The organism is Jeotgalibacillus alimentarius (genome assembly GCF_000829445.1).
GTDB lineage: Bacteria > Bacillota > Bacilli > Bacillales > Jeotgalibacillaceae > Jeotgalibacillus > Jeotgalibacillus alimentarius.
On the sequence record NZ_JXRQ01000030.1, the window covers coordinates 139,099 to 161,296 of the forward strand.

Genomic DNA, 22,198 nt, shown 5'->3' on the forward strand with positions numbered 1-22,198 from the left:
GACCTGCCTGCTGGAGCTGGATACTCAGAAAAGCGGAAGGCGCTCGTTCAGCTCCGACAGGCATAAGACGCGGAGCGGAACATCATTGAAAAGAAACTTAACTGCCAGCCTCGGCTGGCAGTTTTTTTGCGGTTTTCTTATAGGTCAAATTACACGATACGTCGAAGTTTGGTCAAATAGTGACGAACCAGCCAGGTTTTGCGTTGAACACGAGAGGTTTTACGCCGAACATTAACTCTTTTGTGCCGAACACGAGAGGTTTTACGCCGAACACCTCACCAAAACACAAACCAAAAAACCGCCCATCCAGGCGGTTTTTCACACTTATAAGTCTTCCATCATATCAACCATCATATCCCGATCCATCGGTCCCATCAGCTTGCGCTGGATGATACCCTCTTCATCAATCAGATAAGTGGTCGGGATCGTGAACGCCTGAAATTCATCTCCTAACAGGCCCGTTTCATCAAGCAGAATCGGGAAAGTCAGTCCATAATCATCAGTAAAAGACTGGATTTTCTCTATCCCGTTGTCTTTACTTGTCAGGTTGACAGCAAGGATCTCAACATTCTGCTCTTTTGCTTCATTTTCATAGTATTCCTGCATATGCGGCATTTCAGCCATACACGGTGGACACCAGGTTGCCCAGAAATTCAGAATGATTTTTTTACCGCGGTAGTCCTGCAGGTTCACAGGTTCACCATCAAGCGTGGTTGTATCAAAAGCAGGCAGCGGGTTCCCTTCTTTTACAGCACCTGAAGCTTCCACAGGAGCTGCGCTGTCATTGTCAGCAGGCTGAACTGCGTATTCCTGCTGAAGGGCTTCAAGCTCCTGTCTTTCCTTCTGATCATTGATCACATTTATAATTAAGATTGCAACGAGTGTACCTACTAATCCCAGGGCTAAGAGCCTTTTTATCATCGGGAAGTCCTCCTTATTGTTAAGAGCCGGATTGCTGCACTGATCAGCCAGCTGTAGATGAGTCCGGTTGTGATTAGGTCTCCATTCAGCGATACGGCGAGCCATTGGAGGGCGAGTATCACGAGTAATGTCAGCCATGGTGCTTCCTGTAAAAGGCGGCTGCGCGCAGGCCAGATCAATATCAGTAAGACCAGAAACAGACCTGCAAGTACTGCATCTGTGATTGAAGATGCCGTCATGATGAGCTTTGCCGCTTCAGTGACGGTACATACAACGAGCCACGCCGGCAGCCAGTACTGAATGATCTCAGGCGTTTTCCGACTGTAGTAGATTAATTGAAGCAAAACAGCTGCGACAGCAAGCAGCAGCCCCATTTCGCCTCCATTGTAATACAGAATCGACATTGGTGCTCTTACAATGTAATCAAAGTAAAAAAAGATGCTTGAAAATTTCCAGACAAGTACAAATGTATAAAACAGGTTCGATACCTTTGAAGCCAGCGCTTTGTCTGACTGACGGATGCGGAACCAGGCGATTGCAAATGAGATTAAGAGCGCGATTTGTGTAGATGAAATAATGAGCGCGCGGATATTATACCATTCGATCAGATACCCCTCCTGCTATTCTCTCCTTCTATCAGTCTACTTGATTTATATGAAAAAAGAAGTGAATTTGTCTGATGTCACAAAGGTTTTGGAAATCTGGTATGGGAAGTGACTGGTTTATATCGTGTTGTGCTGATGTAGGTATATTTACACTTTCCCACGAAACATCGGGATATTTCTCCGCACAGTGGCTGTTTTTCTCCGAACCACGTCCTTTATTACACGAACAACACCCCCAATCCAAAAAAAAAGCACCGCCCTCAGGCAATGCTACACAATCTTATACAGATCTGTCGGTGTTTTCGCATCTGTATCATACAGATCGAATGTCTCGCCAACTTTTAACCCGCAGCCTTCAAGCGTCTGCGCGACGCTCATACGCGCGAGGTCTTTCATATTGTTATCTTTTGATAAGTGAGATAGATAGATTCGCTTCGTGTTATCTGTCAGCACTTCACTCATGGCGATCGCTGCATCTTCATTGGAAACGTGGCCGACATCACTCAGAATACGGCGCTTAATGCTCCATGGATAGCGTCCCATGCGAAGCATACCGACGTCATGGTTGCTTTCGAATACGTAAGCATCAGCACCTTTGATGATCCCTTTCATGCGGTCGCTGACATAACCTGTGTCTGTCATCACGACAATCTTTTTTCCGTTCTCGTGAAAGACATAGAACATTGGCTCTGCGGCGTCATGTGACACGCCGAACGATTCGATATCAAGTCCGCCGAATGACTGGACCGTTTCCATTGGAAAGACAAACTTCTGATCCGTCTGGACATTTCCAATGAGGGGTTCCATCGCATGCCACGTTTTTTCATTTGCATACACGGGAAGGTTGTAGCGGCGCGCAAGAATACCGAGCCCTTTAATATGGTCGCTGTGTTCATGGGTGACCAGAATGCCGCTCAAATCTTTAATTGAGCGATCAATCTGGCTGAATAACCCTTCCATCTGTTTGCCGCTTAATCCGGCATCTACTAAGAAGGAATGGTTCTCGTTTTCTATAAAAATTGCATTGCCTGTACTGCCGCTTGCCAGCACACTCATATGCATCGTCATATTACTTCACTCCGCAGTTTCGTCGTTTTCTTCAAGCTGATCAAAGTCCAGATCCACCTGTGACATATCGAAAATACTGCCATCAACAGCATTCATGTACAAATCATACTCGTCGCCGCTTTCATTTTCAATCGTCATTTTCCAGGTAGGTGTAAGCACCTGGGTTGTGGCCTCATCAGATTCTCCGGCTGTTACCTGAACAAATGGCGGATAATAACCAAGCTCCAGATCTACAGCTGTTGAGTTCGGCTGAATCAGGTTCCGGTCATAAAAGGTTTCAAGAATTGATCTTGGTTCTCTGAGCTGCTGTTCATCTGCAAATTCCTCTAAAGAAGTCAGATAGGTCTGCTCATAAGACACGGCTTCATTTTCTTCATTCAGCTGAACGGCGATCTGCGCGTTCAGATTATAATAAAGTGTTAAGTCGTCGTATGTCTGAAAATAGATCAGCTGATTGTCTTCTTCATCATAATCCCAAAACGTATATTCCTCGCCGTAAAGTACAAAATCCTCTAACAGCTCGTTCAGCTCTTCCGGATCTTCGGGATCATCTATGGCTACCGGCTCAGCAAGAACCGAGTCAAGAATCTGCCCTTCACGGATAATGGCACTTTGTCCTTCAAGCTGCTGCACATCCGAATTCACAAACCGGTAGGATTCTGCATTTAGATAAGGACGGCTGTCTGCCACGTCCGGCAGTTCTCCCAAGGTGACGTTTTCGTCCGCCAGCCTTTCTGTCGTTGAAAGATCACCAATTGTTTCAAGCTGGCTGTCTTCATACTTTTGAACAAACAGGATAAACAGGAAGATATCCAGGATCAGAAAGACAACGATAAAAATAGTTTTCGTTTTACTCCAATCCAACCGGATCCCCTCCTCCTATCACTGGTACTCTTGACCAGCTGCCATTGTATTTGTAGTACCAGACCGGGTCAAACGTATAAATGTTATCGTTTGAATCCTTTGTCATATAGTAACCAATTCTTACATCTTCCAGGTTCTCAGGCTCATAATCTTCTATTTTTTCAATTGCTTCGATTGCGTCATAGCCGGAGCCGAGCGGAACGGAATCATAATCTTCAGGCAGAGGGAACTGTTCTGTCAGAAGTGATCGCGTATACCGGTGAATTCTTGTTTCTCCCCAATTCTGATAGATCTCAGCTGCGCCTCTATCATTGAATACAGGCATGCCTGCCATATGCATCCTGAACGTCACTTCCTGCTGCATTCCGTCCAAGTCATATAAGTGATAGTCATCAACCCAGCCCTCATGCTCGTTGACAAACCTTCTGCTTTTCTGGAACAGCTCACCCGGACGTCCGACTGTCGACAGCTCTGCGGATGGGTTCACATAACTGAGTGTATTATGATTTCTGTTAACCTCCATCAGGTTCGACTGATCAACATACTGATCACGTGATGCACCCAACTGGTTCATTGTCACCGCATCCGGATCCTGGAATAACGCTCTTCTGAACAAATTCACATCAATGACGCTCATTTTATAGCGGTACTGCAGATATTCTCTCCGCTCTACAGGGAGATAAATCGTCCGGTCACCTGCTTCATGGGCAAAATACGGTGAATAAGTAGCGGCAGCATTTGAAACAATGGCATTATTTAATGCCTCGAGATGAGTGGCATCCACACGGGCCTCGTATACGACACGATTATCGTAATTGACAAAATAAAGTGTAAACGGTGTATCATCTTCCCCTGATACATCAATAACGATGCGGTCAAATGTATCTTCAGGAAGTGTGCTGTTCTCAAACGTTACAATATCACGGTATGCACCAAATGGGATCTCTGTCGGATAAAGCACTTCGATCCGGTTCGGACCGTGCACAATCTCCTTAAACTCCTCTTCATTAAACGAAGCGTTCTGCTGAACATTATAAATGTTCCATTTATCCATCTGTTCTGTCAGCGTGGCAATATTATTTTCATCCGTCGTTCCGCTGACGGCTACTTCTCCATGCACAAGAAAGCGTGATGGCTGAATTAACTCATCCGGACTGCGCTCACTGGCAATCGATACATTCTCAACTGTCGTTTCTGATTCATCATAAGGATCATCTGCCGGCTGATAAGACCACACATTCCAGGTCAACAGAAGGCTTAACACAACAAGCAGTGATAGCAGAATCGATTTTAATAATTCCATTCTTTTCATGCCCACTCATCCTCACTTTCCGGATCATAAGGGAGTGTGAAGAAAATCTTTGTACCTCTGTTTTCCACACTTGAAGCCCAGATTTGACCGCCGTGAGCAGTGATCATTTCCTTTGCGATGGCAAGTCCGAGACCTGTACCGCCCAGCTGTCTTGTTCTGGCTTTATCCACCCGGTAAAAACGTTCAAAAATATTTTTCAGGTTTTCACGCGGAATCCCAACACCCTGATCTGACACGCTGACAACCATTTCTTTTTCGCGTTCCTTCAGTTCCACCTTAAAGCCGATCTGGCCGCCTTCCGGTGAATACTTCAGCGCGTTTGAAATGATATTATCAAGCACCTGGGTCATCTTATCCGTATCAATCTCTACATACACAGGTTCTTTTGGAAGCTTCACTTTAAATGAAACATCCTGTGAACGGCCCATATCAAAACGGTCGATAATCCGCTGATAGAACGCGATAAAGTTTACCCATTCCTTATTCAGACGGTAATCACGGCTATCCATCTTAGACAGCTGCAGTAAGTCGTTCACGAGGCGGATCATCCGCTCCGTTTCCGTCTGTGTTGTATGAAGAAACTGTGGTGCAATCTCCTCATCCTGCCACGCCCCTTCTGCAAGCGCTTCAAGGTAACTGCGCATTGTTGTCAGCGGCGTGCGGAGTTCGTGGGATACATTCGCTACAAACTCACGGCGCTCAGCATCAATTTTTTCCTGCTCAGTGATATCATGCAGCACGGCAATCAATCCGCTCACAAAGCCGGTTTCTTTCTGAATCGCTGAAAAATTGGCGCGCAGAATATAAGGCTTTGCCTGCGTCCCAAAATTCAAAATCAATGAATCACTCTGGCTTGAAAGGTCATCAAAAGAATACTCATCTTCAATGCCCAGCAGTTCAGGCAGTGACATCGAAAGCACTGTTTCACGTGAAACATTCAGCATACCGGCAGCAGGATCATTAATCAAAATAACGCGGCCTCTACGGTCAGTCGCAATTACTCCATCTGTCATATAGCTGAGTACACTTGAAAGCTTTCGTTTTTCAGCTTCAGTCGTAACCCGTGCTTCCTGAAGCCTTTTAGTCAAGTTATTAAATGTGATCGCGAGCTGACCAATCTCATCATGTCCGTACACTTTTACTTTCCTCGAGAAATTTCCTTTTGCCATATCCACCGCATGACTTCTCATATCAGCAATCGGCCTGGTAATGGTTTGAGCGAGCAACACCCCGAGAATAGCTGTAATGACGAGCGAGATCGCAGTTCCTCCGGCAAGAATGCCATTGATTTCATCCATCTGCGAGTACACATTTTCTATACGTGACTCTACGTGGATCGCCCCGATGACATCGCTTCCGCTCACAAGCGGCATCGCTAGCACCCACATCCGCTCACCGCTTTCACGGTCCACATACGTTTCATTCAGATTATCCGGAGGCGGCGCGCCTTCTATAAACATCCGCTGAAGCAGCTCATTATTCATCCGCTGGCCGACAACAGTCGCGTTGTTATCATCTGACGTGCCAAGGACCCGGTTTCTTGCGTCGATAATCCGTACTTCCTCGATATCCTCAGAATTAAGTCCACCCAGCAATACTTGGATGGACTGTTGTAAGGAAGGTTCATCATCTGACCGCTCGCCTGAGAGATCAGTTTCGATTTCTCGTGTAATGCTGTACTCAAGCGGACTCATACGGTCTTCAATCGACGATTTGAAGTTTTCGAGAAGCGTTTGTTCTAACTCGCGTACAAAATAAACGCCGATAATCTGCATAGCTAATGCAATTAAGAGTACGTATATCAGCACAAACTTTAAATGTATAGACTGAAAGAAATTAACCTTCCTCATTCAGTTCTACTCCTGATCCGGATTTCTCAGGTAATACCCGACGCCGCGGCGCGTCACAATCCATAATGGATGACTCGGATTGTCTTCAATCTTCTCACGCAGACGGCGCACCGTTACGTCAACTGTACGCACATCACCATAGTAGTCATAGCCCCACACAGTCTGAAGCAGATGCTCACGCGTCATGACCTGTCCGATATGTTTTGATAAATAATGAAGCAACTCAAACTCACGGTGCGTCAATTCAATCGTGTCACCGCGCTTTGTCACCATATAAGCATCCGGATGAATCGTCAGGACACCTACTGTAATTTCATTCGTCAGGTTCTCTTCCTCAACCTGCCCTTTAAGTGCCTGGTGACGGCGCATATTCGCTTTTACACGTGCAACCAGTTCACGTGTGCTGAACGGCTTTGTCACATAATCATCCGCGCCAAGCTCAAGACCAAGCACCTTATCGATCTCAGAGTCTTTTGCTGTCAGCATAATGATTGGCATTTCGTAATTTTTCCGCACTTCACGGCATACTTCCATCCCATCTCTGCCCGGAAGCATAATATCAAGAAGGATCAGGTCAGGCTTTACTTCTTCAACCTTCTCAAGCGCCTCATCACCATCGTAAGCACAGTGAACCTCATAGCCTTCCTTTTTCAAGTTAAACTGGAGTATATCTGCAATTGGCTTTTCATCATCAACAACTAATATTTTCTTGTCCATCTCATGATTCTCCTTTTAATTCGTCATCATAGAGCAATCGTATTTCTTATAGTAAATGTATCACGTTAACAGTGATAATTCACTCTTTACCCTATTTTAACAACTGATTTCCCGGGAAATAGTTTACTCTATTGTCATATCACTGCCCCTTTCCCGGAGGAGCATACATCATACTATTCTATTTTAATACACAAAACTGCTGCCAGTGTCCAGTTTTTCATTAAAAACCGGTACCGGCAGCAGTATAGGGATCTAGTAAGTCACATAATCCATCGGGTTTTTCAGCTCTCCATTTACATATACTTCAAAATGAAGGTGAATCCCTGTCGAAAATCCTGTTGTACCCATCAGACCAAGTGTTTCACCCTGACCAACAACCTGTCCAGGCTGGACATGGATCTCACTCAGATGAGCATAGATCGTGCGCATCCCATTGTTATGGTCAACGACAACCTTATTTCCGTAATCACCCTCGAATCCAGCTGATACAACCACGCCATTATCGACATTACTGATCGTCAGACTGTCCGGGCTCGCGATATCAATTCCTTTATGATGGTCGCCCCAGCGCGGCCCCTGATGACTGGAGATATATCCTCCATCAGCAGGCCAAATCAGTGAACCCGTTCCTTTAGAAGGAATTTCCTTCGTCCCTTCTAAGACAATATGATTTTTTGCTTCTTTCGTTATTTCTTCATTTTCATTTGATTTAGCTGTCTGCTTTCCATTTACTTCTGTTGTAACCTGCGTATATACTTTTTCGCCTTTTGAGCCTTCCTGCTCAATACGCGTTTCTCCTTTCAGGATCTCATTGTCTTCTTTTACAATCTGTTCGAAGTCAATGTCTTCTTGAATGCGTGATTCGCGTGTTACCTGTACTTCAGCACCCGGCACCGCTTCTTCCACCCGTACAAATGCACCTGCAGACAGTTCTTCTGCTTCCGGGTTTAATTCACCAAATGCTTCTTCCGTCATTCCATACAGCTTCATGATGTCTTCTTTTGTTTCACCTTCTGCGATTTCATGATCAGAAGAGATCACAGTTCCTGCTAAAAGCTTTTCTGCAGCTTCTTCAGGTGTTGAAATGGCTGCAGGTTCCACCTCAGTTTCAGCCTGTTCACCCATTCCCTTTATATCAATCGCAGTGACGCGGCTGTCACCCGCATCTAGCGCCTTAGATAGAGCTTCCTTTTCAAAGCGCTCCAGTTCTTCTTCAGTAACGGCAGTCAGCTTCAATTGTCTGATTGTTTCTTTTGCAGCGTCTTCACTTTCAACATACGCAACGACCTGGTCACCAAGTGTTACTTCATAAGCATCTGTCACAAACTCAGCCGCTTCTTTTGCTTGACCCATCAGATTGCGGTCTTCCGGCTGAGGATTAAATACCTGTTCAGGAATCAGTGTCAGATTATGAGTGACCTCACCTGCTGCTTCTTTCTCCAGCTCTTCTTCTTTTTTCTCTGCCCATGCAGTCAGATCATCAGGGTCTGTTACAACACCGATATACGTATCACCTGCATACACATGATGCACCACGGTTAACCCGCGTGACTCAGCTGCTGCTTCACTGTCAAATCCCCATAGGGCTGATGATAGTATAATGCCTGCAGCAAATATTTTAAGGCTTTTGCCTGGTTGTCTATATGAACGGTTTATTGTCTGTTCGTTATTTTCCATTGCGTTATCCTCCAGCAAGTAAGGTTGAATCAGCGCACATTAAAAAGCGCCATCCAAATGTACCATATTGGAGGGGTCAAACAAGCCTTGTTTCCTAACTGTAAAAAAAGACATTCTGCTATGTTTCACCCATTTCTATCCAACTGCCTGATCTGAACGGACAGAGAGAGGTTCAAAGAGTGACAATTTTTTGACTGTAATCTTTTTGTTATGAAATTGAGATGTTTAAAAGGAGAGTAAAAGGGTTATATAAAACGCTTAGAGGAATTTGAGAGAACAAAAAAATACGCCGCGATTGCAGCGTATCTTATGGCTTTGGACGGAATCGAACCGCCGACACATGGATTTTCAGTCCATTGCTCTACCAACTGAGCTACAAAGCCTTGAATGGCGGTCCCGACCGGGATCGAACCGGCGATCTCCTGCGTGACAGGCAGGCATGTTAACCGCTACACCACGGGACCAGATATGATTACGATGGTATGTATAATGGTGACCCGTACGGGATTCGAACCCGTGTTACCGCCGTGAAAGGGCGGTGTCTTAACCACTTGACCAACGGGCCATCGTTTGTGCGCTGCCTTAGCAACGAATCTAACTATACCATAATGTTTTAAAACCTGACAATCTTTTTTTAAAAAGTTTTTAGGTTTTTTTCATATCGATGATTTTAACTGATTAATAGTATGCCAGGTCTCTTAAAAGCGGTAGAATCTAGATAATAGAAACTTCTGATGAAGCAGAACGTATTTATTATAAAGGAGGGATGAACTGTGCATATTTTTATGAGGCTCTGGAAACAGCTTTCTGAGATGGATTTCCGCGTAATTGCTTTCTTATCAGCTTTTATCATATTATTTGGTACATTTTCAGTCTACTGGCTTGAGCCGGATACTTTTCCGACACTGTTTGACAGCTTCTGGTGGACAATGACGACACTGACCACTGTAGGTTATGGAGATTTCTTTCCGGTGACAGTTGCTGGCAGACTCGTCGGAATCTTTTTGTTTATCTTCGGGATTGGTCTGATCGGGGTATTGATCGGAAAAATAGTAGAAGCGGCAAGTACATATCAGCGTTTAAAAAAGGAGGGGCGTCTAGTGTATAAAAAGAGTGGGCACTATGTATATATTGGTTGGTCCAAAAAGACTGAGCAGGCAATCAAAGAAGTGCTGTATCATAATAATGGTGCTGAGATTGTTCTAGTGGAGGATATGCAGGAAACACCTTTTTCTGAGGATAAGGTACATTTTATCAGTGGAGATCCTACAGAAGAGCGCATTTTACATAAAGCAAATATTACAGAAGCGAAAAGAGTGGCCATTTTTTCAGATCCTGATATAGAAGACACAGTGCTCAGAGACGGGAAGAGCCTGCTGATTGCATCTGCTGTTGAAGCAATGTCTGTCACTCATGAAGTGGATATCCAGACCATTGTTGAGATTTGTGAAGAACGGCACATCTCAAAGTTCAACCATATCCGTGTGGATGACTTTATTTTATCTGATGATTCGGTCTCCCTGCTGATGGCAAAAGCAACCCTGCAGCCCGGTACAACCACGATTTTCAGGCAGCTTCTCAGTAAACGTTTTGGTAATAATATCTATGTGGTTAAAGCGAAAGACACATGGAAAACCTACCGGGATGCCTCACAAAAACTGCTGGACGATGGGGCCGTACTGATCGCAGTAAATGAAGATATGGATTTCAATGAAGCGATGAAAAAGCCGCTGAAAAAAGACGATAATCTGTATGTCATTTGCGATGAAAAGACTTACAAAAGATTAAATGTTTTATATGAAACGGTTGAGTGACCCGCATTTGCGGGTTTTTTCATGTATAATATATGCATCTATACCACCGGGAGGGATGCGTATTGCCCACAAAGCGAAAAAAGAATGAACTGCCTCCTGTTTCAGCAAAGAAGAGGAGCCAGCATAAAAAACTGTCGTTAAATTCAGTCAGTAGAAGAGCTTTTTTTATCTGTCTTGGGGCTATTTTAATGGCAGTAGGCCTGGAGCTGTTTCTGGTACCGAATCAGGTTCTTGATGGCGGAATTGTTGGTATTTCAATTATTTTATCTTACTTAACCGGATGGAAGCTTGGACTTTTTATATTTGTATTAAACATTCCATTTTTCTTTATTGGCTATAAGCAGATTGGAAAAACATTTGCATTTTCCACATTGCTTGGCATTTCTGTTTTGTCAATCTCCACCTATTTCCTTCACAGCGTACCCGGTTTTACCGATGACCTGCTGCTCGCTACTGTATTTGGCGGGATCATACTCGGGGTTGGCGTGGGAATCGTGATACGCTACGGTGGTTCACTTGACGGCACAGAAATTCTTGCAATCCTGTTTAACAAAAACCTTCCTTTTTCAGTCGGGGAAATTATAATGTTTTTCAATTTGTTCATTTTTGGCGTCGCAGGTTTTGTTTTTGAATGGGACCGTGCGATGTATTCATTAATTGCTTATTTTATCGCGTTTAAAACCATTGATATCGTGATTCAGGGCATAGATGAATCAAAAGCTGCCTGGATCATCAGTGATGATTATATTGAAATCGGTGATGCGATTATTGACCGTCTCGGCCGCGGTGTCACGTATCTGAACGGTCAGGGCGGCTTTACACTCCATTCGAAAAAAGTCGTTTTTTGTGTGATCACAAGGCTTGAAGAGGCCAAACTTAAGGGTATAGTAGAAGATATAGATCCAACCGCCTTCCTCGCAGTCGGCAGCATTGCCGAGGTACGCGGAGGAAGATTTAAAAAGAAAGCGATACACTAAGAAAAGTGAAGGGCGCTTGATCAGCTCTGACAGGCATAAGACGCGGCGCGGAAAACGGGTGGTCTTGCCGTTTACCGCTGCGTGGCTTATGACCCGAAGAGCTAGCGCCCGGAGCTGGACATTGAGAAAAGCAGAGGCAGGCGTTTAGGGGCGTATGCGCTGGACTGAAGCGCATGAAGATAAAGGAAACACAGCGAACAAAGTGAGCTGATGTTGACTTATCTTTAGGAGCTGAGGGAAGCGCACTAGCCCCTGCCTGCCAGAGCCGGACATTGAGAAAAGCGGAGGTCACTTCGCACTTACAAATACAGAATTGAGGGATTGACATGGGTTCGATTCAGGATTTTGCTTCATACCTGAAAGATAATGGAGAAGAGCTTGGTGAAAAACTCCTTGTGTACAGCCTTGGAAAAGTAGATGTGGAGATTCCGCAACACATGATTGAGGAATCACGAAAAAATAATGGACGATTCTTTAAATTCTTTTCCGACACGCTGATTGTGGAAGAAGAGGAGTCTGTAGAAGAAAAGTTTTTAAGATGGAGCCGGGATAATATTGAAGAGCAGGTTTCGATGATGGATAAACTGTCTTCATTAATCCGCCCCTACCCTGATACAAGAATGTATTTCAGTGATTTGATCGGCATGATCTGTATTCAGAAGGAACTGTCTACAAAAGACACACTATTTGTATTAAATCGTCTCAATTTCATTCTTGATATTAATATGCGGGAATCGATTCTTCTTTTTGAAAAATATAAGAACCGGATCAATGCTGAGAGCAGAAAAGAGATTCTTGCGCTTTCTGCACCGATTGTTCCAATTCAGCCGGGTGTAGTTGTGCTGCCGCTGGTAGGTAAAATTGATTCAGCACGTGCAGAACAACTGATGACTCAGACGATTCCTGAGATCAGCAGTATGGACCTGGATTGTGTAATCATTGATTTTTCAGGAATTGTAACGATTGATAATGAAGTGGCAGGGCATGTCTTTGATATTACCAATGTCCTGAAGCTGTTAGGCATTGATGTGAATGTCAGCGGCCTGCGGCCTGAGCTTGCCCAGCACATTGTATTAAACGGCATTCATTTTGATGATATTCAAACTTTTTCAAATGTGCAGCAGGCGATTAAGAATTGGGAGCAATTGATATAAAAAAAGGGTATCTGCCGGTTGGCGGATACCCTTTTCTTTGTTCAATTTCATGCGCTGGCTCCGCGTCTTATGCCTGTCGGAGCTGAACAAGCGCCTTCCACTTTTCTTTGTCCAGTTCCAGCGCCTAGCCCCTCGAGTCATAAGTCACCCTGAGAAAATGGGAAAGGTCACCCATTTCCCTCAGGGCGTCTTATGCTTTTCGGGGCTGACCAAGGCGCTTACACTTTTCTTTGTCCAGTTCCAGGCACTAGCTCCTCGGGTCATAAGCCACGCATCGGTAAACGGGAAAAGCGCCCGTTTTCCGCTCCGCGTCTTATGCCTGTCGGAGCTGAACAAGCGCCTTCCACTTTTCTTATTACTTCTCTACTCTCCACACGCTTTTCACTACGTTTGTCTGTGTGCGGTCAGGTCCTACTGAGAAGATTGATAGCGGGATACCTGTCAGCTGTGAGACGCGCTCAAGGTAGTGACGTGCATTTTCAGGCAGTTCATCAAGTGAACGTACGCCTGTGATGTCTTCATCCCAGCCTGGAAGCTCTTCATAGATCGGCTCACATTTCGCAAGTGTGCGAAGGTTTGCCGGGTATTCAGTGATGATCTCGTTATCAAGTCGGTAAGCGGTACAGATTTTCAATGTCTTGATGCCTGTTAATACATCAATTGAGTTCAGTGAAAGGTCTGTCAGTCCACTTACACGGCGTGCATGGCGCACCACGACGCTGTCGAACCAGCCTACGCGGCGCGGACGGCCTGTCGTTGTACCGTATTCACGGCCGACTTCACGGATATTATCGCCGATTTCATCATGAAGCTCTGTCGGGAACGGACCATCACCAACACGCGTTGTATAAGCTTTAGATACGCCTACAACGTGACCGATTTTAGTTGGTCCAACACCTGAACCGATCGTTACTCCACCTGCTACCGGGTTCGATGACGTAACGAACGGGTATGTACCCTGATCGATATCAAGCATAACACCCTGCGCTCCTTCAAACAGCACACGGCGCGCTTCATCAAGTGCATCATTCAGCACAACAGACGTATCGCATACATATTTCGCGATCTGCTGGCCATATTCATAATACTCTTCAAAAATATCTTCTTTCGTAAAGCCTTCCACTTCATAGAAGCGCTCAAGCATACGGTTTTTCTCAACTAAGTTGTTTTCAAGCTTCTCTTCAAATGTCTCTTTATCGAGAAGGTCAGCGATACGGATACCGGCACGCGCTGCTTTATCCATATAAGCAGGTCCGATTCCTTTTTTCGTTGTTCCAATTTTATTTGCACCTTTACGCTCTTCTTCTACTTCATCAAGCTTTAAATGATATGGAAGAATCACGTGCGCACGGTTGCTGATACGAAGATTATCTGTGCTGACGCCACGGTCATGCAGATATTTCAGCTCCTGTACAAGCGCTTTTGGATCTACAACCATTCCGTTTCCGATCACAGAGATTTTATCTTTATAAAAGATCCCTGATGGAATGAGATGCAGTTTATATGTTTCACCATCAAATTTAATTGTATGTCCTGCATTATTACCGCCCTGATAGCGTGCAATTACTTCTGCATGTTCTGAGAGAAAGTCAGTGATTTTCCCTTTACCTTCATCTCCCCATTGAGTTCCTACTACGACTACTGAAGACATGGAACGCACCTCCGTCAGGCTGTTACACCCTTTTTATCAAACAAGAACAGTTTACCAGTCATTGAAGTGCCAGTCAATGAAAAGACGAACATTATTGGTTAAAAAGTTATTTATATTCGTTATTTTAGGGTGACGAAACGTGGTCTTCTTATTTTGCAGGCTGCCGGATATGATATCAGAAGGGGCAGCCTGACACCAAATGAAAAAAGCCCCACAAAGGAGGCTTTACGCACCAGGCGGCATATTCGGATCATCCAGACGCCGCTCGAGGTTAACGAACTTATTGTATTCTTTAATAAATGCAAGAGACACCGTACCAACCGGGCCGTTACGCTGTTTGGCAATAATAATTTCAATCGTATTCTGATTTTCACTTTCTTTATCATAATAGTCATCACGATAAAGGAAGGCAACGATATCGGCATCCTGCTCAATACTTCCTGATTCACGTAAGTCAGACATCATCGGACGCTTGTCCTGACGTGATTCCACGCCACGTGAAAGCTGGGACAGGGCAATAACCGGCACTTCAAGCTCACGCGCCAGACCTTTTAGTGAACGGGAGATTTCAGATACTTCCTGCTGACGGTTCTCACCGGGTTTTCCTGTTCCGTGAATGAGCTGCATGTAGTCAATCAAAATCATGCCAAGGCCATGCTCCTGCTTCAGACGGCGGCATTTCGCACGGATATCCTGCACGCGCACACCAGGCGTGTCATCAATATAGATACCGGCGTTTGACAGGCTTCCCATTGCCATCGTCAGCTTGCGCCAGTCTTCATCTGTCAGGGCGCCTGTACGCAGGTTCTGGGCGTTGATATTGCCTTCCGCACAGAGCATACGCATCACAAGCTGCTCTGCCCCCATCTCCAGACTGAAGATCGCAACGTTCTCACCTGTCTTGGTTGCCACGTTTTGTGCGATATTAAGGGCGAAAGCGGTCTTACCAACTGACGGACGGGCAGCTACGATAATTAGGTCATTACGCTGGAAGCCCGCTGTCATGCGGTCAAGCTCGTTAAAGCCTGTTGCAATTCCTGTAATATCACCCTGCGTGCTATTCAGCATTTCAATATTGTCATATGTGCGCACGAGCACATCTTTCATCGAGTGGAAGGCGCTCGTATTTTTACGGTTTGCGACTTCCATAATATTTCGTTCAGCCTCAGCTAACAGGTTTTCGACTTCATCCTCACGCGCGTAACCATCCTGTGCAATTGTGGTAGCGGTGCGGATCAGCCGTCTTAAAAGCGCTTTTTCTTCTACGATATGGGCATAATATTCAAGGTTGGCTGCAGTCGGCACAAAGCCGGCAAGATCAGTTAAATAAGAGATGCCGCCAACGTCTTCAAGCTCTTTCATGGCTGCAAGCTCTTCTGTGACTGTGACAAGGTCAATCGCTTTTCCTTTATCACTTAAGCTGATCATGACGTCAAAAATCCGCTGGTGGGCACTGCGGTAAAAATCTTCCGGCATGAGGACTTCCTGCGCAGATATCAGTGACTGGGGTTCTAAAAAGATGGCGCCAAGCACGGCCTGCTCAGCTTCTATATTTTGCGGCGGCATTCGGTCCGCATACTGTTCATTCACGTCGGATCCCTCCTGTGGAGCTGTATAAAATGCCGGCACTGCGCTTCCATCAGGAAATTCGCACAGTCCCGGCATGTTTATTTGTTTCTATTTGGTCATAGTATATCATGGATACATTTGTTTTCAGAAGACCCTAATTTATTCCTCTGTTACGTGAACCTTTACAGTAGCGGTTACATCGTTATGAACTTTTACCGGTACATTTGTGTAGCCGAGTGAACGGATCGCATCGCTCAGTTCGATCTTACGCTTGTCGACTTTAATGCCGTGCGTTTTTTTCAGTTCTTCTGCAATCTGCTTAGATGTAACTGAGCCGAACAGGCGGCCGTCTTCTCCAGATTTCGCTGTCAGTTCAACTGTCAGTTCTTCGATTTTCGCCTTCAGCTGCTTCGCTTCTTCAAGCTCCTGCTGTGCTTCCTGCTCTTTCTTTTTCTTTTGGGCATTCAACTGACTGACATTTCCCGCGTTTGCTTCAGCAGCCAGATTATTTTTCAGAAGGTAGTTGTGTGCATAACCATCTGCAACGTTTTTTACTTCGCCTTTTTTACCTTTACCTTTTACGTCTTGTAGAAAAATTACTTTCATGATTCTTCAGTTCCTCCTTCGATGTGTTCGTTAATTGCCTGCTTCAGCTGCTCTACAGCCTCATCAATGGTGACACCTTTGAGCTGGGTTGCTGCATTCGTCAGGTGCCCTCCGCCATTGAGCTTTTCCATGATCAGCTGTACATTGACAGTGCCGAGGGATCTCGCGCTGATGCCGACTACTCCTTCATCACGGAACGCAACGACAAATGATGCTGCAACATCTTCCATTTGCAGAAGTGTATCAGCTGCCTGAGCGATGATCACAGAATCGTGTACCCTGTCATCTTCACCAAAAGCAATCGCCATCCCGTGCTTGTAGAATGTAACGGTTTCAACCAGGCGTGCCCGCTCGACGTACGTAGTGACGTCCTCTCTTAAGAACTGCTGAACAAGCACTGTATCCGCGCCAAGCGTTCTTAAATAGGAAGCCGCATCAAACGTCCGGGATCCTGTACGCATCGTGAAGCTTTTCGTATCCACTATTATACCAGCAAGCAGTGCGGTCGCTTCAAGCATTGTGATTTTCTCTGTTCTCGGCTGATAATCAAGTAATTCTGTGACCAGTTCAGCCGTTGAAGAAGCATAAGGCTCCATATATACAAGAAGCGGGTTTTCAATAAATTCCTCACCGCGTCTGTGATGATCAATGACAACGACTTTTTCCGCTTTATTCAACAGCTTTTCTTCAATGACAAGACTCGGCTTGTGCGTATCCACGATGACAAGCAGCGTATCATCTGTCACCATATCAAGCGCCTCTTCAGGCGTAATCATATGTGAAAATAGATCCGGCTTCGTTTTAATCTCATCAATCAAACGGTTAACCCCGCTGTCGATTTCTGTGAAATTAAGTGCGACAAAGCCTTCCCGCTGATTCATCTGTGCAATCTTTCTGACACCGATTGCTGCACCGACTGCATCCATATCAGGACGCTTATGTCCCATGACAATCACTTTATCACTGCTGACAATTAATTCGCGCAGTGCGTGAGAGATCACGCGTGCACGCACCCGTGTGCGTTTTTCCATCGGATTCGTCTTTCCGCCGTAGAACTTCACTTTGCCGTTCGCCTGATTAATGACGACCTGGTCGCCTCCGCGGCCAAGTGCCAGATCAAGGCTCGACTGTGCCTGACGTCCGAGTTCCGGCAGTGTTTCAGCACCTGAACCCACACCGATACTAAGCGTCAGCGGCACATTCTGTTTCGAAGTCATATCACGGATCGAATCCAGAATCGTGAATTTTTCATGTTCAAGCTCACGCAGAATACGCTCATTCATCACTGCGAGAAAACGGTCAGAGGAGACCCTTTTGACATAAATATCGTGCTCTGTTGCCCACTGATTCAGTAAAGTGGTGACAGCACTGTTAATGTTACTGCGCGCTGAATCATCCATTCCCTGCGTTAATTCATCATAGTTATCCAGGAAAATAACAGAAATCACAGTACGGTCCGCTGCATACTGCTCTTCGACTTCAGACTGTTCTGTCACGTCAAAGAAATACAGCAGCTTTTCATCCTGCTTATGAATAATCCGGAAGATCCGTCCCTGCCAGGAGACCGTCTCCTCAACGCTTCCTTCTTTCTTAATCACCGGCACCAATACATCAGCCACGTCATATAAAGAACGGCCAATCATCGTGCCATCTTCAATAAAAGCGGCCAGGTAAGGGTTCGCCCACTCCACATAAAAATCGTCATTATATAACAGAATCCCAACCGGCATCTCCATCAGTGCTTCTTCGCCTGCTCTTTTGACCCGGTAGGACAGTGTGGATATATAGTCTTCTGTATCGTTGAAAAAGCGCTTTTCAAATACAAAAGCGTACCACAGAACCGGCACTGCAAGAATCAGCGTACCAACGGCAAACATCCAGTTGTATAAAAACAATACTGCTACAGTGATAAGAACAATCAGTGTAAGCCCCAGCAGCAGCCGGCGTAAGATCCGGTGTTGAAAATATGTTGGCATGCTTTCAGCTCCCAAAACGGTTTTCCCGTTTGCATGATATATGCTCTATTCTATCCGTTTTAAAGAAAAGTGTGATTTTACTTCTTCACACTGATCCTTTTTCGTAAATCAAAACCTAAGTCTATTATACCTAAAATTCGCGTTAATGGATTGATCAATACGCCTAAAATGGTCAAAATCACCAAAAGCCCCTTATTCCAGCCTTTTAAATGACCGTAAAAATGAATAAAGGCCAATCCCTGAAAGATCATTAACAGTTCGAATCCAAGCTGGAGATTAACGAGCATAAAAGCAAACGTTGTCCCCTGTTCAGGCGTTGCAATCAGCGTAGTCAAAAGAACAATCAGATAATACCAGATGACATTTTTCGGCAATGACAGATTGCGGAACGGCTCAAATGACGGGAGCTCCTTTTTTAACAGCCGCTTTGCAATCGGGAAGCTGATCAGGAATACAAACCACATAAAGATGAAAGTAGTCACAATAAACAGCGTTGGAAAGAGTAATTCGTACACCTGGAGACTTTGTCTGATCGATTCTCCAACTTCAGTTACATCACTCCCCATCCCGCTTACCATATCAAGAGACTGATTAAGAGATTCATTGATGATCACAAACAGTCCATCAATGAGATTGATGCCAAACAATAAGATGGCACCCAGATACAGTAAAAGCATATTGGCAATAAAAGCAATTGTACCCCCGGCAAGCGCAGCCAGTTTACTTTTACCCTGCTGGATCATCCAGCCGATCGTAACACCTGTTGTACCGTAGATAAGTGCTGCAAAAACAGATAAAAACCCGCTGACAATGCCCGTTACCCCTATCGCAGCTGCAATAAGGATAAGGGAGTAGCGCAATGGGTGTTTGATGCTGTACAGCATAAATGGCAGCGTCATGACTAATGACACCGGAAGGACAAGCACTGGTATATAATTCGCGATCAGAAGCAGCAATGTAAAGACAACGATCATCATCGCACCTTCTGTCAGCCTTAATGTATTTGAATTGTTCATTCGTACACCTCTATCTTTTCTAATCAGGACATCATACTCATTTTATCTGTCTGACAGGCCCGCTTCAACCGTCAGCCCACCGCCCCGACCAATTTGCAGGCCTTGCCGTTCACTGGATTGATGAATTTGAAAAAAGTCCCTGAATCACAATAGATTCAGGGACTTTACTATTAACTTTGCTGCTCATCAAGCTGGAACCGGTTGACTGCCTGCTGCAGGTCATCACTCAGCTCACTCAATCTTTCAGCTGATTCAGTTACGGTCTGAATCGCTCTTACCTGTTCATCAGTTGAAGCCGCCACCTGCTCACAGGATGCAGCTGTTTCTTCTGCCATTGCAGCCATTTCCTGAATGACACGTGATACAGCTTCCTTGCTTGCAGATACATCCTGGATTTCACGGTACACAGCTAAAATAGATGTTTCCATCGTACCCATGAAATCAGACATCTGATCAAAAATCTCATTTGTCTGCTCAACGACGACTGACTGATTGTCAAAGTTCTCTTTCGTGCGTCCCATTTCATTAACAGCACGCTTCGAGCTGTCCTGAATATCAGCAATCGTCTGCTTCACTTCATCAGTCGCACGTACAGACTGCTCAGCAAGCTTTCTGACCTCGTCTGCAACAACTGCGAACCCTTTACCATGCTCACCTGCGCGCGCCGCTTCAATTGAAGCATTCAGCGCTAAAAGGTTCGTCTGGGAAGAGATTTCAGTAATGGTAGCCATGACAGATTCAATTGTCTGTACTTTATTTTCTAGGTCTCTAATGACAGATTCCATTGACTGAATGAATTCAGTTGATGACGTGTGATATTCTTTCAGCTGCTTCATCTGACTGATTCCGCTCGCATTCACACTGCCTGCTTCACTAGCCACTTCAGACATTTGCTTAGACTGCTCTGAGATCGCATTGATCTTTTCACCAAGCGTCTGCGACTGACGGTTCGCTTCATCTGCCTCTTCAGCAGACTGCGTTGCGCCATCAGCAATATCACTTACTGCACTCGCCACCTGTTCACTCGATGCATTCGTTTCTTCCGCCACAGCACTTAAGCCTTCAGCAGAGCCGCGCACTTCATTCACAGAGAGCTTTACAGTCGTTAAAATGCTATTCATATTATCAACCATCTGATTAAATTGAGTTGCCAGTTCGCCAATTTCATCATCAGACTTTACATGTGCACGTGTGCTTAAGTCACCGCTAGCAACTTCACGCACAGACTCTTTTAAGCTTACAATCGGCTTTGAGAACCTGCTTGCCACAATTGACATGATGACCGCTGCTACAATCAAAGTAACGATCCCGATAATAAGCAGTAACGTCACAATCGAGAGTGATTCCGCTATAATATCAGATTCATCGAAAGCAACACCGATTTTCCAGTTTGTATTACCTGCAGTAGAGTAAACCATTAATTTATCTGATCCGTTATACGTGTAATCAACGCGTCCTGCTTCCTGGTTTTGAGCAAACAGGTCCTGGATGAAATCAAGCTCCATCAGATTTTCACTCTGAAGCGTCGGGTGTACAATCGCAATCCCTTCACCTGAAAGAACAAACGGATAACCGTTATAACCAATCTGTGTCTCACCAAGCTTTGTCGTCAAATCGCCAAGCTTTACATCCGTTCCTACGACACCGATCAGCTGTGAGCCATCCTGAATCGCCTTTGCTGCAGTGATGACATATTCTCCAGTCGCTTCATCAATATACGGCTCACTCCAGATAACTGCATCCGGCTCAGCAGCTGCCTGCTGATACCAGTCACGCGTTGTCGCGTCAAAGTCTGCCGGCAGATCAACAAAAGGTGAGATCAATAATGAACCATTGTCAGCTGCCACATAAATTGAAGAAGGATCTGAATAGATGGTCAGATATTCTTCGAGTAATTGTTCAAGTTCGTTTGTTGCTGCTGCATCACCATCTTCAAGCGCAGCTTCTGCGTATTGAATAGCTGTAGTTGTAGATGCCACCTGCTCAATACTGCGACCATATTGATCAAGGAATGTTTCTGTGGAATTTTGCAGCTCGCCTGCAATTCCTTCTGCCTGACTCAGCACATTTTCCTGAGTCCGGTCATGAAGCTGCCAGCCGGTTAAACTGAGCAGTACTGCAAATGCAGCAATAAGTACAATTGAAGTTGTTAAAATTAATTTAGTCTTGATAGATTTCAGTTTCACTCAATTCACCCCATCATGCTAAATTTATATCACAGCTATTTCTACCCTATACATATACATCGGATAATATATATAAAGTTGAAGGGGGAAAGAGAAATAAATTAGTTCGTATGTCTCAATAAATAAAGATAATTTTCAAATATATAATTTTTTAAAGGTATAAAGTAGTATTTTTTCATGAAATATCCACTGGAGATACTTTTAGGAAGTTATGTAGAAGGAAAAATGAATGAGG

The 22,198-nt window shown here is 44.9% G+C and carries 17 protein-coding genes and 3 tRNA genes; 3 read left to right on the plus strand and 17 right to left on the minus strand.

Annotation, left to right across the window (positions count from 1 at the left end; genetic code table 11):
* Nucleotides 1–324 precede the first annotated feature (324 nt).
* The 11 genes from KP77_RS17140 to KP77_RS17190 form a co-directional block, all read right to left on the minus strand.
* On the minus strand, nt 325–921 hold the full coding sequence (locus KP77_RS17140) for a TlpA disulfide reductase family protein (protein WP_041123968.1): 597 nt from the start codon (nt 919–921) through the stop codon (nt 325–327).
* Nucleotides 918–1,325 (minus strand): hypothetical protein, encoded by a 408-nt coding sequence (locus KP77_RS18270; RefSeq protein ID WP_160289550.1) that lies wholly within the window; start codon nt 1,323–1,325, stop codon nt 918–920. The genes KP77_RS17140 and KP77_RS18270 overlap by 4 nt, the downstream gene beginning before the upstream one ends.
* 471 nt (nt 1,326–1,796) lie before the next feature.
* The gene (locus KP77_RS17150; protein WP_041123970.1) at nt 1,797–2,594 is read right to left on the minus strand and encodes an MBL fold metallo-hydrolase; all 798 of its coding nucleotides are present in this window, start codon (nt 2,592–2,594) and stop codon (nt 1,797–1,799) included.
* Between the two features lie 6 nt (nt 2,595–2,600).
* Nucleotides 2,601–3,458 carry a two-component system regulatory protein YycI gene (locus KP77_RS17155; protein ID WP_041123971.1) on the minus strand — a complete coding sequence of 286 codons (858 nt, stop codon included), beginning with the start codon at nt 3,456–3,458 and terminating at the stop codon, nt 2,601–2,603.
* Complete coding sequence (locus KP77_RS17160; protein WP_041123972.1) at nt 3,445–4,770, minus strand: YycH family regulatory protein; 1,326 nt, start codon at nt 4,768–4,770, stop codon at nt 3,445–3,447. Before KP77_RS17160 ends, KP77_RS17155 begins: the two co-directional genes overlap by 14 nt.
* A complete protein-coding gene (gene walK, locus KP77_RS17165) occupies nt 4,767–6,620 on the minus strand; it encodes a cell wall metabolism sensor histidine kinase WalK (RefSeq protein ID WP_041123973.1) in 1,854 nt (617 codons plus the stop codon). The genes KP77_RS17160 and walK overlap by 4 nt, the downstream gene beginning before the upstream one ends.
* A gap of 6 nt (nt 6,621–6,626) precedes the next feature.
* Nucleotides 6,627–7,337 carry a response regulator YycF gene (yycF, locus tag KP77_RS17170; protein WP_041123974.1) on the minus strand — a complete coding sequence of 237 codons (711 nt, stop codon included), beginning with the start codon at nt 7,335–7,337 and terminating at the stop codon, nt 6,627–6,629.
* A gap of 252 nt (nt 7,338–7,589) precedes the next feature.
* Nucleotides 7,590–9,014 (minus strand): peptidoglycan DD-metalloendopeptidase family protein, encoded by a 1,425-nt coding sequence (locus KP77_RS17175; RefSeq protein ID WP_052474393.1) that lies wholly within the window; start codon nt 9,012–9,014, stop codon nt 7,590–7,592.
* A 310-nt stretch (nt 9,015–9,324) separates the two neighbouring features.
* Nucleotides 9,325–9,397: transfer RNA gene (locus tag KP77_RS17180), tRNA-Phe, on the minus strand.
* Nucleotides 9,398–9,402: 5 nt separating this feature from the next.
* Nucleotides 9,403–9,478, minus strand: a tRNA-Asp gene (locus tag KP77_RS17185).
* A 26-nt stretch (nt 9,479–9,504) separates the two neighbouring features.
* Nucleotides 9,505–9,579, minus strand: a tRNA-Glu gene (locus tag KP77_RS17190).
* 208 nt (nt 9,580–9,787) lie between these two features.
* Between KP77_RS17190 and KP77_RS17195 the strand changes: the two genes are divergently transcribed.
* The 3 genes from KP77_RS17195 (at nt 9,788) to KP77_RS17205 (ending at nt 12,959) form a co-directional block, all read left to right on the plus strand.
* Nucleotides 9,788–10,828: a potassium channel family protein gene (locus tag KP77_RS17195; protein ID WP_041123975.1), complete on the plus strand. Its 1,041-nt coding sequence runs from the start codon at nt 9,788–9,790 to the stop codon at nt 10,826–10,828.
* A 131-nt stretch (nt 10,829–10,959) separates the two neighbouring features.
* Nucleotides 10,960–11,805, plus strand: coding sequence for a YitT family protein (locus KP77_RS17200; RefSeq protein ID WP_407637944.1), 846 nt, complete (start codon nt 10,960–10,962; stop codon nt 11,803–11,805).
* 326 nt (nt 11,806–12,131) lie between these two features.
* Complete coding sequence (locus KP77_RS17205) at nt 12,132–12,959, plus strand: STAS domain-containing protein (RefSeq protein WP_041123976.1); 828 nt, start codon at nt 12,132–12,134, stop codon at nt 12,957–12,959.
* Nucleotides 12,960–13,314: 355 nt separating this feature from the next.
* Here KP77_RS17205 and KP77_RS17210 read toward each other — a convergent pair whose 3' ends face one another.
* From KP77_RS17210 to KP77_RS17235, 6 genes are all read right to left on the minus strand, one after another.
* Entirely contained in the window at nt 13,315–14,610 is a 1,296-nt protein-coding gene (locus KP77_RS17210) for an adenylosuccinate synthase (RefSeq protein ID WP_041123977.1), read from the minus strand.
* A gap of 225 nt (nt 14,611–14,835) precedes the next feature.
* Nucleotides 14,836–16,200 carry a replicative DNA helicase gene (gene dnaB, locus KP77_RS17215; RefSeq protein WP_041123978.1) on the minus strand — a complete coding sequence of 455 codons (1,365 nt, stop codon included), beginning with the start codon at nt 16,198–16,200 and terminating at the stop codon, nt 14,836–14,838.
* Nucleotides 16,201–16,338: 138 nt separating this feature from the next.
* On the minus strand, nt 16,339–16,785 hold the full coding sequence (rplI, locus tag KP77_RS17220) for a 50S ribosomal protein L9 (protein ID WP_041123979.1): 447 nt from the start codon (nt 16,783–16,785) through the stop codon (nt 16,339–16,341).
* A complete protein-coding gene (locus KP77_RS17225; RefSeq protein ID WP_041123980.1) occupies nt 16,782–18,761 on the minus strand; it encodes a DHH family phosphoesterase in 1,980 nt (659 codons plus the stop codon). Before KP77_RS17225 ends, rplI begins: the two co-directional genes overlap by 4 nt.
* Nucleotides 18,762–18,838: 77 nt before the next feature.
* Entirely contained in the window at nt 18,839–19,777 is a 939-nt protein-coding gene (locus KP77_RS17230; protein WP_041123981.1) for a YybS family protein, read from the minus strand.
* A 170-nt stretch (nt 19,778–19,947) separates the two neighbouring features.
* Complete coding sequence (locus KP77_RS17235) at nt 19,948–21,963, minus strand: methyl-accepting chemotaxis protein (protein WP_052474394.1); 2,016 nt, start codon at nt 21,961–21,963, stop codon at nt 19,948–19,950.
* Between the last annotated feature and the right edge of the window lie 235 nt (nt 21,964–22,198).